Source organism: Allobosea sp. NPDC055332, from assembly GCF_053645455.1.
Window position 1 is genome coordinate 157015 of record NZ_JBSHMO010000002.1, and the last position, 13872, is coordinate 170886.

General features: G+C 67.2%; 13 protein-coding genes. 8 read left to right on the top strand and 5 right to left on the bottom strand.

Annotated features, from left to right (window positions below; all coding sequences use genetic code 11):
- Position 1: 1 nt before the first annotated feature.
- Both ACWIGM_RS09305 and ACWIGM_RS09310 read left to right on the top strand, forming a co-directional pair.
- Positions 2 to 1024, top strand: a complete 1023-nt coding sequence (locus tag ACWIGM_RS09305; RefSeq protein WP_454025657.1) for a Gfo/Idh/MocA family protein — start codon at positions 2 to 4, stop codon at positions 1022 to 1024.
- A complete protein-coding gene (locus ACWIGM_RS09310; RefSeq protein WP_454025658.1) occupies positions 1021 to 2025 on the top strand; it encodes a Gfo/Idh/MocA family protein in 1005 nt (334 codons plus the stop codon). The genes ACWIGM_RS09305 and ACWIGM_RS09310 overlap by 4 nt, the downstream gene beginning before the upstream one ends.
- Here the strand turns inward: ACWIGM_RS09310 and ACWIGM_RS09315 are convergent, their stop codons facing one another.
- On the bottom strand, positions 2026 to 3789 hold the full coding sequence (locus tag ACWIGM_RS09315; RefSeq protein WP_454025659.1) for a methyl-accepting chemotaxis protein: 1764 nt from the start codon (positions 3787 to 3789) through the stop codon (positions 2026 to 2028).
- A gap of 228 nt (positions 3790 to 4017) precedes the next feature.
- Here ACWIGM_RS09315 and solA point away from each other — a divergent pair, with 228 nt between their 5' ends.
- The 5 genes from solA to ACWIGM_RS09340 all read left to right on the top strand — a co-directional run bounded on the left by solA (position 4018) and on the right by ACWIGM_RS09340 (position 9836).
- Positions 4018 to 5157, top strand: a complete 1140-nt coding sequence (solA, locus tag ACWIGM_RS09320; RefSeq protein WP_454025660.1) for an N-methyl-L-tryptophan oxidase — start codon at positions 4018 to 4020, stop codon at positions 5155 to 5157.
- Positions 5158 to 5238: 81 nt separating this feature from the next.
- Complete coding sequence (locus ACWIGM_RS09325; RefSeq protein WP_454025661.1) at positions 5239 to 6141, top strand: DMT family transporter; 903 nt, start codon at positions 5239 to 5241, stop codon at positions 6139 to 6141.
- Entirely contained in the window at positions 6138 to 7313 is a 1176-nt protein-coding gene (locus tag ACWIGM_RS09330) for a multidrug effflux MFS transporter (protein ID WP_454025662.1), read from the top strand. Before ACWIGM_RS09325 ends, ACWIGM_RS09330 begins: the two co-directional genes overlap by 4 nt.
- Positions 7314 to 7422: 109 nt before the next feature.
- Positions 7423 to 8022 carry a TRAP transporter small permease subunit gene (locus ACWIGM_RS09335; RefSeq protein ID WP_454025663.1) on the top strand — a complete coding sequence of 200 codons (600 nt, stop codon included), beginning with the start codon at positions 7423 to 7425 and terminating at the stop codon, positions 8020 to 8022.
- A gap of 149 nt (positions 8023 to 8171) precedes the next feature.
- Positions 8172 to 9836, top strand: a complete 1665-nt coding sequence (locus ACWIGM_RS09340; RefSeq protein ID WP_454026965.1) for a TRAP transporter large permease — start codon at positions 8172 to 8174, stop codon at positions 9834 to 9836.
- 76 nt (positions 9837 to 9912) lie between these two features.
- Here the strand turns inward: ACWIGM_RS09340 and ACWIGM_RS09345 are convergent, their stop codons facing one another.
- Together ACWIGM_RS09345 and ACWIGM_RS09350 are read right to left on the bottom strand one after the other, a co-directional pair.
- Positions 9913 to 10302 carry a hypothetical protein gene (locus ACWIGM_RS09345; protein ID WP_454025664.1) on the bottom strand — a complete coding sequence of 130 codons (390 nt, stop codon included), beginning with the start codon at positions 10300 to 10302 and terminating at the stop codon, positions 9913 to 9915.
- 65 nt (positions 10303 to 10367) lie between these two features.
- On the bottom strand, positions 10368 to 10814 hold the full coding sequence (locus tag ACWIGM_RS09350; protein WP_454025665.1) for an Lrp/AsnC family transcriptional regulator: 447 nt from the start codon (positions 10812 to 10814) through the stop codon (positions 10368 to 10370).
- A gap of 114 nt (positions 10815 to 10928) precedes the next feature.
- On the opposite strand from ACWIGM_RS09350, the gene ACWIGM_RS09355 reads away from it, so the two are divergent.
- Complete coding sequence (locus ACWIGM_RS09355; protein WP_454025666.1) at positions 10929 to 11240, top strand: cupin domain-containing protein; 312 nt, start codon at positions 10929 to 10931, stop codon at positions 11238 to 11240.
- Positions 11241 to 11309: 69 nt separating this feature from the next.
- Here ACWIGM_RS09355 and ACWIGM_RS09360 read toward each other — a convergent pair whose 3' ends face one another.
- Both ACWIGM_RS09360 and ACWIGM_RS09365 read right to left on the bottom strand, forming a co-directional pair.
- Complete coding sequence (locus tag ACWIGM_RS09360) at positions 11310 to 12404, bottom strand: TRAP transporter substrate-binding protein (RefSeq protein WP_454025667.1); 1095 nt, start codon at positions 12402 to 12404, stop codon at positions 11310 to 11312.
- A 247-nt stretch (positions 12405 to 12651) separates the two neighbouring features.
- Entirely contained in the window at positions 12652 to 13740 is a 1089-nt protein-coding gene (locus tag ACWIGM_RS09365) for a TRAP transporter substrate-binding protein (RefSeq protein ID WP_454025668.1), read from the bottom strand.
- Between the last annotated feature and the right edge of the window lie 132 nt (positions 13741 to 13872).

Here is a 13872-nt window from a genome sequence, read left to right on the forward strand (position 1 = left end):
GATGCGCTTCGCAGCCATCGGCCTCGACCACCGCCATATCTACCATATGGTCGGTGGCCTGCTGGAGGCCGGCGCGGATTGCGCCGGCTTCGACCCTGCGACCAGCGATCCGCGCGTGCTCGTCGGCTTCCGCGAGCGCTTCCCGCAACTGCGGGAGGCGCCGGCTGAGGCGCTGCTCGACGATCCCACGATCGACCTCATCGTCTGCGCCGGCATCCCCTCGGAGCGAGCCGACCTCGCCGTCAGGGCGATGCGGGCCGGCAAGGACGTGATGGTCGACAAGCCGGGCGTCACGACGTTCGAGCAGCTGGCCGAGGTCGAGCGGGTTGTCGCGGAGACCGGGCGAATCTTCTCGGTCTGCTTCTCCGAGCGCTTCGTCGTCCCCGCCACGATCATCGCCGGCAAGCTGATCGCCGACGGCGCGATCGGAGGCGTGATCCAGACGGTGGGCCTGGGGCCGCACCGGCTCAACCGGGCGATCCGGCCGGACTGGTTCTTCGACAAGCGCTATTTCGGCGGCATCCTCACCGACATCGCCTCGCACCAGATCGACCAGTTCCTGCACTTCACCGGCTCGCAGGACGCCGAGATCGCAACCTCCGGGATCGGTCATTTCGGCGTTCCGGACCTGACCGATTTCGAGGATTTCGGCGAGATCCTGCTGCGCAGCGACCGGGCGGGCGGCTATATCCGCGTCGACTGGTTCACCGCCGACGGGCTGCCGACCTGGGGTGACGGGCGGCTCACCATCCTCGGCACCGAGGGCACGATCGAGCTGCGCAAATATGTCGACATCGCCGGCCGGCCCGGCACCGACCATCTCTTCCTCGTCGACAAGGCCGGCACCCGCCATATCGACGCCTCGCGCGAGCCACTGACCTATTTCCGCGCCCTGATCGCCGACATCGCCGACCGCAGCGAAACGGCGGCGACGCAGCGCCACATGTTCACCGTCTGCCGGCTTGCTCTGCATGCGCAGGACCGGGCCGTACGCCTGCCGATCAGAGGAACGGACGCAAAGTGACACGCAAGATCGGCATCGCCGTCATCGGCCTCGGCCCGGCCGCCCTGCCCCATTCGCGCAGCCTGGTCGACCTCGCGGAGCGGGTCGATGTCCGGCACGTCGTCAGCCGCTCGCAGGAGCGGCTCGACGCCTATCGCGCCCAGTTCCCCTTCCCCGGCAGCACCGATATCGACGCGGTGCTCGCCGACAAGAGCGTCGAGGCGGTGATCGTGCTCACTCCGCCATCGAGCCATCGCGATGTCGGGGCACGCTGCCTCGCCGCCGGCAAGCATGTGCTGGTCGAAAAACCGCTGGAATTGACTGTGGCACGCGGCGAGGAGCTGGTCGCGGCGGCGCGAGCCTCGGGCAAGGCCTTCGGCGTCGTGCTGCAGCACCGCTTCCGGCCCGCAAGCCTCAGGCTCAAGGCGGCGCTCGACAACGGCGAGCTCGGCAGCGTCGAGGCGGGCCTGCTGCAGGTGCCATGGTGGCGGCCGCAGAGCTACTATGACGAGCCCGGCCGCGGCACGATGGCGCGCGACGGCGGCGGCGTGCTGCTGACGCAGGCGATCCACTCCTTCGACCTGTTCCGCTCGCTGGTCGGCATCTCCAGGGTCGTCGCGGCTCAGGTACGGACGACCTCGCTGCACAGGATGGAGACCGAGGACTATGTCGGCGCCCTGCTGGAGGCCGGCAATGGCGCCCCAGTGACGCTGGTCACCACCACCGCCGCCCATCCCGGCCACCCCGAGCGGATCGAGATCATCGGTTCGAAGGGCCACGCCGCATTGGTCGGCGGACGCCTGCAGCTCTCCTTCCTCGACGGCCGCTCCGAGGTGGTCGAGGCCGAGGGCAACACCGGCAGCGGCGCCAACATCATGGATTTCCCGCACGATGCCCACCGCGCCGTGATCGCCGATTTCCTCGACGCGATCGAAGCGCGGCGCGATCCGGTGGTGAGCGGCGAGGAAGCCCTGACCTCGCAGCGCTGGATCGACGCGATCCTGGCGGCGGGCCGCGGCTGATCAGGCCATGCGATAGGCCATGCGCACGCCGCCCCAATGGCGGCCGGCGACGCGCAGCGGCGCGTCGACCTCGCGCATCAGCTGGACGCCGGCGCTGCCCATGTCACGCTGATAGGACTGGATGATGAAGGGGCGTGCCGAGCGCGCGGCCGTGATGCCGGCGCGGTCGTCGAAGATGCGGCGGTCGCGGCTATAGGCTGGGTTCCAATCCGGATCGGCGGGCCGCTGCGGCCGCGAATACTCGGGGTGATGTACCGGGACATAGCCGTTGCGGTCGATCGGCAAGGTGAAGACGAGGCGCGGATCGCTCGCCTTGGCCTGCTCCATCACGGATGGCAGGATCGCCTGCAGCACCGACAGCGCCCGGTTGGCGAACTGGCGCGGATTGGAGTCCGGCACCGGCACATAATCGGTGTCGAACAGATCATCTTCGGTGAGGCGACCGGTGCGCAACGCCGCTTCGAACAGGGCGGCGACGCGATGTGCGAATTCCTGCGCCTGCTCGATCAGCGGGCGGTAGCCGTGTTCGATCTCGGCGAGGCGCTGGTGCAGCGCCGCATGCGCGGCCTCGTCGCCCCGCTCGAATGCGATGTGGAGGCCAAGGTCGCTGCGCGCCATCACCCGGCACGGCAATGGCGGCAGGTTCTCGATCGTGATCGTACCGCGCGCCCGCGGCTTCAGCTCGCCATCGTCGACCGACAACAAGGCGCCGCCGAAGCCGAGATCGATCGTCTGCCCGGTGACGGTGCGTCCGCCGAATGCGAGCCTGACCGGGCACTCGGCCGGGAAACGGTCATGCTGGCGCCGGTCGGCGAAGACGGTGTGGCGCAGCGTCGGCACGAAGCGCTCGAGCAGCCCCTCCGCCTGGCGCGCGCCTTCGGCGAGGGCACGCCTGGCGTCGACATTCTCCTGCGCCGCGGAGAGCGCGACCCTATCGACCTCGGTGACGCGGTCGCGCACGGTCTCGATGAAGCGGGCGGTCGCCTCGGCGCTGCGCGACAGTTCCGCGGCGGCCGCCGCCTGCTCCTGCGAGGCCTCGCCGACAGTCGCCATGACCGGATTGACCTCGCCGACAAGGCGGAAAGCGTCGCTGACCACGGCGGCCGAGCCCTGCGCCGCCTGGTTCAACCGGTCGACCTGATTGCGGATATGATCGGCCGCCTCGCGCACGCCGAGCGAGAGCGACTTCACTTCCTGCGCGACGACGCCGAAGCCCTTGCCGGCCTCGCCGGCACGCGCCGCCTCGATCGTGGCGTTGAGAGCGAGCAGATTGGTCTGGCGGGCGATCTCGGCGATGGCGTCGACGATCGAGCGGATCTCGCTGGTCGCGGCCGCGAGCCCGTTGATCATCGCCGTGGCCTCCGCGGCGCGCTCGGCGGCGTTATCGAGCATGTCGCGGGCGCCGGACATGGCGGCTCCGACGCGCTCGGCCGCCTCCGACACCTGCAGGGTCGCCGTCGCCAGTGCCGACGAATTATCGCTCGCCTGCAAAGCAGCGTCACGCAGCTCCGCCATGCCGCCACGAATCTCGCGCGAGCGGATTTCGGAACGCTCGGAGCAATCCTCCGCCTGGTCGAGCCCGTCATTGAGACGGCGCATCGCGGCGACGACGTCGCTCTCCAGCTCGTTGATCGCCTCGCTGATCGACGTCTCGGCAGGGGCAGGCTGCGGCGCTCGAGATGTCTCCGCCACGGCTTGCGGCGCAACCGTCGCGGCAGCGGGGCCGGCGCGGCCCAACAGGCGCCAGACGGAGCGAGCAAGCATAGGCATTCCCGAAGGGACGAGGCAGGTGGATGAACCATGCGCCGACAGGGTTAACAAAAGCCTGAGCCTCCCGCCTGAAAGCGTGTTTCCGCCCGCAGCCGGTCCACCGTCCCTGCCTGCCGCGCAACTGCGTTCATCCACCAGGCGGGATGGACCCACCGCACCCGCCCGCCTAGATTGCAGGCAAATCCGACCGGCAAGCGAAGCCGGTTCCGCCAGGGACGTTCGATGAGCTCATCGCACTACGACGTGATCGTCGCCGGCGTCGGTGCGATGGGGTCCGCTGCATGCTGGCACCTGGCGAAGCGCGGCCTCAAGGTGCTCGGCCTCGAGCGCTTCGACCTCGGCCACACCATGGGCTCCTCGCATGGGCTGACCCGGATCATCCGCCTCGCCTATTTCGAGGGCTCGCACTATGTGCCGATCGTCAAGCGCGCCCATCAGCTTTGGCAGGAGACCGGTGATGCGGCCGGGCTGAAGCTGCTGCACGTCACCGGCTCGCTCGATCTTGCTCCCGAGGGGCTCGGCCCGGTCGAGTCCTCGCTGCAATCCTGCCTCGACCATGGGCTCGAGCACGAAATGCTCGGCGGTGACGAGATCATGCGTCGCTTCCCCGGCTTCCATCTGCCGGATGGTTATCTCGGCCTCTGGCAGCCGGGCGGCGGCTTCGTCGCCTCGGAGAAGGCGATCTACGCCCATGTCGGGCTGGCTCAATCCAAAGGTGCCGATATCCGCACCGGCGAGCCGATGCTCGACTGGCAGCCGACCGCCGATGGCGGCGTCACCGTCCGGACCGAGCGAACCACCTATTCGGCCGGACGGCTGGTGATCACCTCCGGCGGCTGGATCACCGATGCTGTGCCGCAGCTCGCACGCTCGATGACGACAGTGCGCCAGGCGATCGGCTGGTTCACCACACGCCGCCCGGAACTGTTCCGCGAAGGCGCCTTCCCGGTCTTCATCCTCAGCGCAGAGGAAGGCACCTTCTACGGCTTTCCGCTCTATGAACATCCCGGCTTCAAGCTCGGCGGGCCGCATTTTGCCCGCGAGCCGATGGACCCGCGCCAGCCGGACCGGACGCCAAGCCCCAATCAGGTCAAGCTGATCCGCGAATGCCTGGCGCGCTATCTGCCTGACGCCAATGGCGACCCGCTGACGGTGAAGGGCTGCGTCTATACGGTCTCGCCCGACGAGGACTTCGTCATCGACGCCGTGCCCGGCGTGCCGCAGGCGGTATTCGCCTCGGCCTGCTCCGGCCATGGCTTCAAATTCGCCAGTGCGATCGGCGAGATCCTTGCCGACCTCGCCACCACCGGCCGCACCGCCTTCGACCTCTCGCCCTTCTCCCTCTCCCGCTTCGACGCCTGAACCGTCGATCCGCCGCAACGCCTTGCCGCTCGGCCTGTCTGAGGCCCGGCGGGCGGCGCGCGAAGCTTGACAGGAAACGCTTTGGCCACCGCCGCCCAGAACCGCCGCGGAATCATCGCCATGATGGCGGCGATGACGCTCTTCTGCTGCAACGACGCGCTGATGAAGCTCGCCCGCGAGGTCTTCCCGGCCGGCCAGGCGCTGGCGCTGCGCACCGTCTTCGCCGTCATGGCGAGCCTGGCGCTGGTCGTGTTCATGAGCGACTGGCGCAAGCTTCCGCTCGGGCTGAGGCCGCTGGTGCTGGTGCGTGCGGGCGTCGAAGCGCTGTGCGCACTGACCTTCATCTGGGCCTTGGGATTGCTGCCGCTCGCCAACATCACGGCGATCGTGATGGCCTCGCCTTTGCTCATCGTCCTGTTGGCGGTGCTGCTGCGGATCGAATCTGTCGGCTGGCGCCGGGCCCTGGCGTTGGCGGTCGGCTTCATTGGCGTGCTGATCGTGATGCGCCCAAGCGCGGACGGCTTCAGCTCAGCCGCGCTGGTCGCGCTCGCCGGCGCTGGCCTCGTCGCCATCCGCGATCTGACGACCCGTTTCATCAGCAGCGACGTGCCATCAACCGTGGTGTCGCTGACCGCGACGGTGATCGTCGGGCTGCTGGGCGTCGGCATGAGCGGACTCGAAACCTGGCAGTCGCCCTGGCGGATCGAGCTCGCCTATCTCGCAGGCGCCGCGATCCTGGTCACCGGGGGCGGCCTCAGCATCATCAGCGCCTTCCGCAACACCGATGTCGGCGTCGTCGCGGGCTATCGTTACTCCGTCGTCCCGATCGCGGTGCTGATCGGCTGGCTGGTCTGGGGCGAGTCTCCGGACAAGATCGCCTTCGCCGGCATCGCACTGATCGTCGGCAGCGGCCTCTACACCCTGCACCGCCAGCGCGTCCGTCATGATTCGCAGCTGAAGCCCGAGGGCGAGAAGCCGCTATGAAGGGCAAACCCACTCTCACCGTGCTCGTCGCGATCTCGACGCTGCAACCGATCGCGCTCAACATGCTCGCTCCGGCGACGCCGGCGCTCGCCCGCAACTTCGCCACCAGCTATGCGACGATCCAGCTGACGCTGACCCTGTTCCTGGTCGCGGTCGCGCTGACGCAGCTCGTGGTCGGCCCGCTCTCCGACCGCTTCGGGCGCCGCCCCTGCGTGATTGCCGGCACCGCCGTCTTCATGATCGGCTCGGTGCTCGGCGCTGTCGCGGACAGCGCCGGAACGCTGCTGTTCGCGCGCGTGCTCGAAGGCGCCGGCTCCGGTACGACCTTCGCCCTGGCGCGCGCCATCATCCGCGACACCGCCGGCCGCGACCAGGCGGCACGGCAGATCGCGACGGTGACCATGGTCATGGTCGTCGCACCGATGATCACGCCCTATCTCGGCGGCCATATCGAGACCAGCTTCGGCTGGCGCGTGATCTTCTGGTCGATGGCGGCCGCAGCCGCGATCGTGCTGGTGCTGGTCCAGCTGCGGCTGCCCGAGACGGCACCGAATGTCGGCGTACGAACCTCGCTCACTGGCATCTTCCGCGCTTTTCCGGATCTGGCGCGCGACCGCGGCTTCATCCGCAACGTGATCGCGCTGGCGATGACCTCGGCCGCATTTTTCGCCTTCATCGCGGCGGCGCCGTTCATCGTGGTCGAGACGATGGGGCGCGGCTCCGACACCTATGGCGCCTACTTCATGCTCAACGCCTTCGGCTACATGGTGGGCAATTTCGCCATGTCCCGATTGGTGCTCCGGCACGGCACGGCGAAGATGGCCTGGATCGGCCTCGTCATCTCGTTCGTGGCGGCGACGGTCGCCCTCGCGATCGCGCTGACCCCTTATTGGACGCCACTGACCCTGTTCCTGCCGCTCGCGGTCAGCGCGATCGGCAACGGCTTGACCCTGCCGGGTGCGACGGCTGCAGCGCTGTCGGCCCGGCCGGAGCTCGCGGGGTCGGCGGCCGGCCTGGCAGGAGCGATCCAGCTCGGCTCAGGGGCGCTCGCAGCCGCGCTGATCAGCTCGCTGGTGGCGCACTGGCCTCCGGCGCTGATGGCGATGATGTGGCTGATGCTGCTCGTCGCATTGCTTGCGTTGCGCAAGGAGCCGCGTAGGCGAAAGGACTGATCCACAGCGCCTTGCGCCGCGCAATGTTGTGCGGCATGTAGCTTTCGTATAACCGCCCTTCGCAAACCGCATGATGCGGCCGCAATCCACGAGGTCAGGGAGGACTGAGGTGGACGCACCCCTCGCTTTGAGTCGCGCGATCGACACTCTCAACCGCAAGATCGGGCAATGGGTCGCCTGGCTGATCCTGCTTGCGGTCATCGTTTCGACCGTGAACGCGATCATCCGCAAGCTGTTCAACGTCTCGTCGAACTCCTGGCTCGAACTGCAATGGGTGCTGTTCGGTGCGGTCTTCCTGCTCTGCGCGTCCTGGACGCTGCAGCTCAAGGAGCACATCCGCATCGACATCGTGAACAACCTGCTGCCCAAGCGCGTGCAGCAATGGATCGACCTGATCGGCCATCTCCTGTTCCTGCTGCCGTTCTGCGCGCTGATGGTCTACCACTCCGGCCCGTTCTTCCTGCGCTCCTACCAGGTCAACGAGCAGTCGCTCTCGGCCGGCGGCCTGCCGCAATGGCCGGCCAAGGGGCTCGTCATCATCGGCTTCTTCCTGCTGCTGCTGCAGGGCATCTCCGAAGTGATCAAGCAGATCGCGATCATGCGCGGCAAGCTTGAGGACGACGAGACATTGCGCGGCCATGCCGCTGCCGCCGAGGCTGAGGCCCAGCGCCTGCTCGAGCAGGCCAGGGCCGAAGGCCTCGCCCCGTGAGCCAAGCTGTTTCCCGGACCCGCTCGATGATCCCTGCCCGCTCCGCCCGCGCCGCCGCGCTGCTGCTCGCGCTCACGCTCGCCGCCTTTCTCAGCCTGCATACCGGCGACGCGCACGCCGCCGGGATCGGTGACTTCCTGCGCGTCAACATGGCGCCGGTGATGTTCGCCGCGCTCGTGCTGTTCCTGCTGCTCGGCTATCCCGTCGCTTTCGCGCTCGCCGCCAACGGGCTGTTCTTCGCCCTGGTCGGCATCGAGCTCGGCATGTTCCAGGAGAACTTCCTGCAGGCGCTGCCGGAACGCATCTACGGCACGATGAACAACGACGTGCTGCTGGCGATCCCGTTCTTCACCTTCATGGGCCTGGTGCTGGAGCGCTCGGGCATGGCCGAGGACCTGCTCGACACGATCGGCCAGCTCTTCGGGCCGATCCGCGGCGGCCTCGCCTATGCGGTCATCTTCGTCGGCGCGCTGCTCGCGGCCACCACCGGCGTCGTCGCCGCCTCGGTGATCTCGATGGGCCTGATCTCGCTGCCGATCATGCTGCGCTACGGCTATGACCGGAGGCTCGCCTCCGGCGTGATCGCGGCATCTGGCACGCTGGCGCAGATCATCCCGCCCTCGCTGGTGCTGATCGTGCTCGCCGACCAGCTCGGCCGCTCGGTCGGCGACATGTATGAGGGCGCCTTCATCCCGGGCCTGGTACTGGCAGGGCTATACGCCGGCTATGTCTTCCTGACCACGATCTTCCGGCCCGAGCGCGCTCCCGGCCTGCCGCCGGAAGCGCAGACGCTGCGCGACGCCGACGGCAAGACCCGCCGCTTCTCGCTGCTGGTGGTGACGATCATCGCCTTCGGTGTCGCCATCGCCTACATGAAGTTCTTCACCAAGGTCGGAGGCGGCGCGGATTTCGTCATCCTGACGATGTCGATCGCGGTCGCGGTCTCCTTCGTGATCGCGCTGGTCAACAAGTTCCTGAAGCTCAACCTGCTCTCGCGCATGACCGAACAGGTCGTGTTCGTGATGGTGCCGCCGCTGGCGCTGATCTTCCTCGTGCTCGGCACGATCTTCATCGGCGTCGCAACGCCGACCGAGGGCGGCGCCATGGGCGCAGCCGGCGCGATCCTGCTCGCCTGGGGCAAAAGGCGGATGACCTTCGACCTGCTCCGGCAGGCGACGGAATCGACCGCCAAACTCTCGGCCTTCGTGCTGTTCATCCTGGTCGGCGCGCGCGTGTTCTCGCTGACCTTCTACGGCGTCAACGGCCATGTCTGGGTCGAGCACCTGCTCGTCGGGCTGCCCGGCGGTGCGACGGGCTTCCTGATCGTCGTCAACGTGATGGTCTTCCTGCTCGCCTTCTTCCTCGACTTCTTCGAGCTCGCCTTCATCGTCGTGCCGCTGCTCGGCCCGGCGGCGGAGAAGCTCGGGATCGACCTGATCTGGTTCGGCGTCATCCTCGGCGTGAACATGCAGACCTCGTTCATGCACCCGCCCTTCGGCTTCGCCCTGTTCTTCCTGCGCTCGGTCGCGCCGAAGGTCGCCTACAAGGACAAGATCACCGGCAAGATGATGGAGCCGGTGACGACCGGACAGATCTACTGGGGCGCGGTGCCCTTCGTGGTGATCCAGTGCATCATGGTCGCACTCGTCGTGCTCTTCCCGTCGATGGTGATGCACTACAAGAGCTCGGGCATTCAGCTCGACCAGCAGCAGATCAACAAGCAGCTCGACAGCATCAGCATTCCGGGGCTCGGCGGCTCCGGCGGCCTGCCGGGGCTCGACCTCAACGCCCCGCCGACGCTGAACCTGAAATAGGACGGGAAGCCAGAACGACGAAGCCCCGGATCAGCGATCCGGGGCTTTCGCTTTCAAGGGAGGCGCGGGCGTCAGTTCACCAGCGCTGCCAACCGTCATTCAGGTTGTTGTCGAGCCGGCCGCGGCCACTGATCACGGCGCGGACCTCGCCGACCGAGGTCGCGCCCCGCGCCTCGCCATAGACCATCGCCTCCGCGCCGGAGCCGTAGCGGCGGCTGCTGGAACTCTTGCCGAACTCGGCACGGACGCCGCCGCCGACGCGCACGCAGGCGGAGGAGCCTTCGACGCGAACGAAGCCGGGCCCGTACTCCGGACAGGGGCGCGTTGCCTGGGCCGCCCCAGGACGTGCCGCGGCCGGCTTGGTCTTGACGGCTCCGCGACCGGGAATGGGCTCGCCGATCGACTGGGCGGCGGCGAGCGCCGGCAAGCCCAGGGTCGCGAGGATGATGGCGAGTGGCAGCTTCATGATCGCCCCGATTTGCGATGGTCGACAGATTAACCTCTCGAACGCGGTCGGGCTAGGGCAAGTCTTCAACTGCCCTTGCCGCTCTCGGCCAGGATCGGCGCCGTCTCGATCTCACCGACGCCGGGCACGGCGCTCAGCCGGTCGACCAGTCGCGACAGAGCCGGCGCGTCGTTCGTCTCGACGATCAGCATGGCGTCGACGGGTCCTGCAAGCGAATAGCAGGCGACGATCTCCGGCCAGGCCCTGAAGCGATCGAGTACCGCGGCGCAGGGACGCGTCCGGATGCGCAGCGAGAGCATCGCACGGGTCGCCGGCGCCTTCGGCTGCTCGGCCAGCCGGACCGTGTAGCCGAGGATGACCCCGTCACGCTCGAGCCTGGCCATCCGCTCCTGGATCGCAGTGCGCGAGAGCCCGGCAGCGCGCGCCAGCGCCGTGAACGATGCACGCGCATCGGCCTTGAGCAATGTGAGCAGCTTCCGGTCGATGGCGTCGAGCTCACCGTCGTTTCGCAAGCGAGATCCCTCCAGAATCCGCCGATCGCAGGTGCTGCCGGCGTCTTGCCTATGGCATGGGCGCCGCCGCCGGTGAAGATTCAGGGTCCCTTCCGCCAATCGGAGACATCGGCAATGAGGACGATCAAGCCGCAGGATTTCACCGGCAGCCGCGCCTGGGAGGCGCTCGACATCGAGCGGATCGATGACGCCACGATCCGGCTGCACTGGACCGACCAGCCCTATAAATGGCACGTCAACGATGGCCCGGAGGTCTTCGTCGTCCTCGATGGCGAGGTCGACATGCACACCCGTACCGGCGGCGTCGAAAGCGTGCAGCGGCTCGTGCGCGGCGACATCTTCCATGCGCAGGACGGCGACGCCCATGTCGCCCATCCGCTCGGCCCGGCGCGCGTGCTGGTGATCGAGCGCGCCGGCAGCGTATGAAGCAAAAATCCCCGGCCTCACGGCCGGGGATCCCAAAGTTGGCCGGCGAACCGGCGATCGCTCTCGTCTTCAGAGCAGGTTGCCCGCACGGGCGCGGATCAGGAAGTTGTCGAAGGTGTACTCGGCGATCTGGAACCAGAGATACTCATCGCCACGGAAGGCCGACATCGCCTCGTAGATCTTCTTGAAATCCGGGTTCTTGGCGTTGGTCTCGGCATAGACCTCCTTGGACGCCTTGAGGCAGGCTTCCATGATCTCCTGCGAGAACGGCCGCAATTGCGCGCCGCCGCCGACCAGACGCTTCAGCGCCGCCGGATTACGCGCATCGTACTTGGCCTGCATGTCGACATTGGCGAGGGCCGCGGCCGTGGTCAGGATCGACTTGTAGATCTTCGGCAACGCGTCCCACTTGGCCGTGTTCATGAAGAAGTGCAGCGAGGCGCCGCCCTCCCACCAGCCGGGATAGTAGTAATAGGGCGCAACCTTGTTGAAGCCGAGCTTCTCGTCATCGGCAGGGCCGACCCATTCGGCCGCGTCGATCGTGCCCTTCTCCAGCGCCGGGTAGATGTCGCCGCCGCCGATCTGCTGCGGCACGACGCCGAGCTTGCTGACCACCTGGCCGGCAAAGCCGCCGATGCGCATCTTCAGGCCCTGCAGGTCGGCGACCGTCTTGATCTCCTTGCGGAACCAGCCGCCCATCTGGCAGCCGGTGTTGCCGCCGGGCAGCGCATAGATGTTGTACTTCTTGTAGAACTCGTTGAGCAGGTCCATGCCGCCGCCATGGTAGAACCAAGCGTTCTGCTGGCGGGCGTTGAGCCCGAACGGAACAGCGGTACCGAAGGCGAAGGTCGGGTCCTTGCCGACATAATAGTAGGAGGCGGTGTGGCACATCTCGACCGTGCCGTTGGTCACCGCATCGGCCGCCTGCAGGGCCGGCACGATCTCGCCGGCGGCGAAGACCTGGATCTGGAACTTGCCGTCAGTCGCCTCGGAGACCGCCTTCGCGAGCGTCTCGGACGCGCCGTAGATCGTGTCCAGCGATTTCGGGAAGGACGAGGTGACGCGCCATTTCACCTCGGGCATGGATTGCGCAATGGCCGGCGCCGCGACGGCACTGGCTGCGGCACCGGCACCGGCGACCTTCAGAAACTGACGACGCTTCATGTAGAGGGCTCCTCCCAGAGCATTGGAGGCGCGCCGGTATTTTCCGGTTCGCGCGCAAGAGCGTCAGAAAAGGCGATCTGCGCGGCAAGCGCAAGCGAAACACATGACGCCCATGCGGTTTCCGCATAGGCATTTTGTCTAACTCAGCTTGGCATCAGCGCACCGGCAGGCACCGCTGATCGCGCCAAATGAAAAAGCCCGGCCTTACGGCCGGGCTTCACGTCACGTCGCGGCCTGGCGGCGCTCGTTACTTCGTGGCGCGGTTGCGCACCTGGAAGATGTCGAAGGTCAGCTCCGCCACCTGCCACCAGAGATACTGATCGCCGCGGAAGGCGACCATGGCGTCGATCGCCTTCTTGAAGTCGGCGTTCTTGCCCGAGATCTCGGCATAGAGCTCGTTGGAGGCCTTGAGCGAGGCTTCCATCACGTCCTGCGGGAACGGACGCAGCTGCGTGCCGGCGCCGACGAGACGCTTCAGAGCCGCCGGGTTCTGCACGTCGTACTTCGCCGCCATCTGGGTGTTGGCATAGGTGCAGGCGGCCGTCAGCGCAGCCTGATAGGCCTTCGGCAGCGCATTCCACTTCTCCAGGTTGATGAAGGCGTGGACGCAGGGGCCGCCTTCCCAGAAGCCTGGATAATAGTAATACGGCGCGACCTTGGCGAAGCCGAGCTTCTCGTCGTCATAGGGGCCGACCCACTCGGCGCCGTCGATCGTGCCCTTCTCCAGCGCCGGATAGATGTCGCCGCCGCCGATCTGCTGCGGCACGAGGCCGAGCTTCTGCAGGACCGAGCCGGCGATGCCGCCGATGCGCATCTTCAGGCCGTTGATGTCGGCGACGCTCTTGATCTCCTTGCGGAACCAGCCGCCCATCTGGGCGCCGGTGTTGCCGCACGGCAGACCGTAAATGTTGAACTTCTTGTAGAATTCGTTGAACAGCTCGTTGCCGCCGCCCTGGAACAGCCAGGCATTCTGCTGGCGGGCATTGAGGCCGAACGGCACGGACGCCGCGATCGCGAAGGTCGGATCCTTGCCGACATAGTAATACGAGACGGTGTGAGCCATCTCGACGGTGTTGTTGCTGACCGCGTCCATGGCCTGCAGGGCCGGCACGATCTCGCCGGCGGCGAAGACCTGGATCTGGAACTTGCCGTCGGTCAGCTCGGAGACCATCTTCGCCATGACTTCGGCGCCGCCATAGATGGTGTCGAGCGATTTCGGGAAGCTCGACGCGAGGCGCCACTTCACCTCGGGATTGGACTGCGCGACCGCCGGCATGGCGACAGCGGATGCGGCCGCACCGGCACCGGCGACCTGCAGGAACTGACGACGCTTCATATGGGACATCTCCTCGTTTCGACGTTCATCGCCGCGTTCCGGCAGCAATAGCACCGAAGCGGGCGACATTTATAGGACGACCTTGGTGTGATGCAGCGATGATCGGAGGCGGCGGCCCGGGTTGACCCACGG

Bases quoted from the DNA above. Each gene is read 5' to 3' on its own strand.
- ACWIGM_RS09360 (WP_454025667.1), bottom strand. From the start codon at position 12,404: ATGAAGCGTCGTCAGTTTCTGAAGGTCGCCGGTGCCGGTGCCGCAGCC.
- ACWIGM_RS09355 (WP_454025666.1), top strand. From the start codon at position 10,929: ATGAGGACGATCAAGCCGCAGGATTTCACCGGCAGCCGCGCCTGGGAG.
- ACWIGM_RS09330 (WP_454025662.1), top strand. From the start codon at position 6,138: ATGAAGGGCAAACCCACTCTCACCGTGCTCGTCGCGATCTCGACGCTG.
- ACWIGM_RS09345 (WP_454025664.1), bottom strand. From the start codon at position 10,302: ATGAAGCTGCCACTCGCCATCATCCTCGCGACCCTGGGCTTGCCGGCG.
- ACWIGM_RS09365 (WP_454025668.1), bottom strand. From the start codon at position 13,740: ATGAAGCGTCGTCAGTTCCTGCAGGTCGCCGGTGCCGGTGCGGCCGCA.
- solA (WP_454025660.1), top strand. From the start codon at position 4,018: ATGAGCTCATCGCACTACGACGTGATCGTCGCCGGCGTCGGTGCGATG.
- ACWIGM_RS09340 (WP_454026965.1), top strand. From the start codon at position 8,172: ATGGCGCCGGTGATGTTCGCCGCGCTCGTGCTGTTCCTGCTGCTCGGC.
- ACWIGM_RS09315 (WP_454025659.1), bottom strand. From the start codon at position 3,789: ATGCTTGCTCGCTCCGTCTGGCGCCTGTTGGGCCGCGCCGGCCCCGCT.
- ACWIGM_RS09305 (WP_454025657.1), top strand. From the start codon at position 2: ATGCGCTTCGCAGCCATCGGCCTCGACCACCGCCATATCTACCATATG.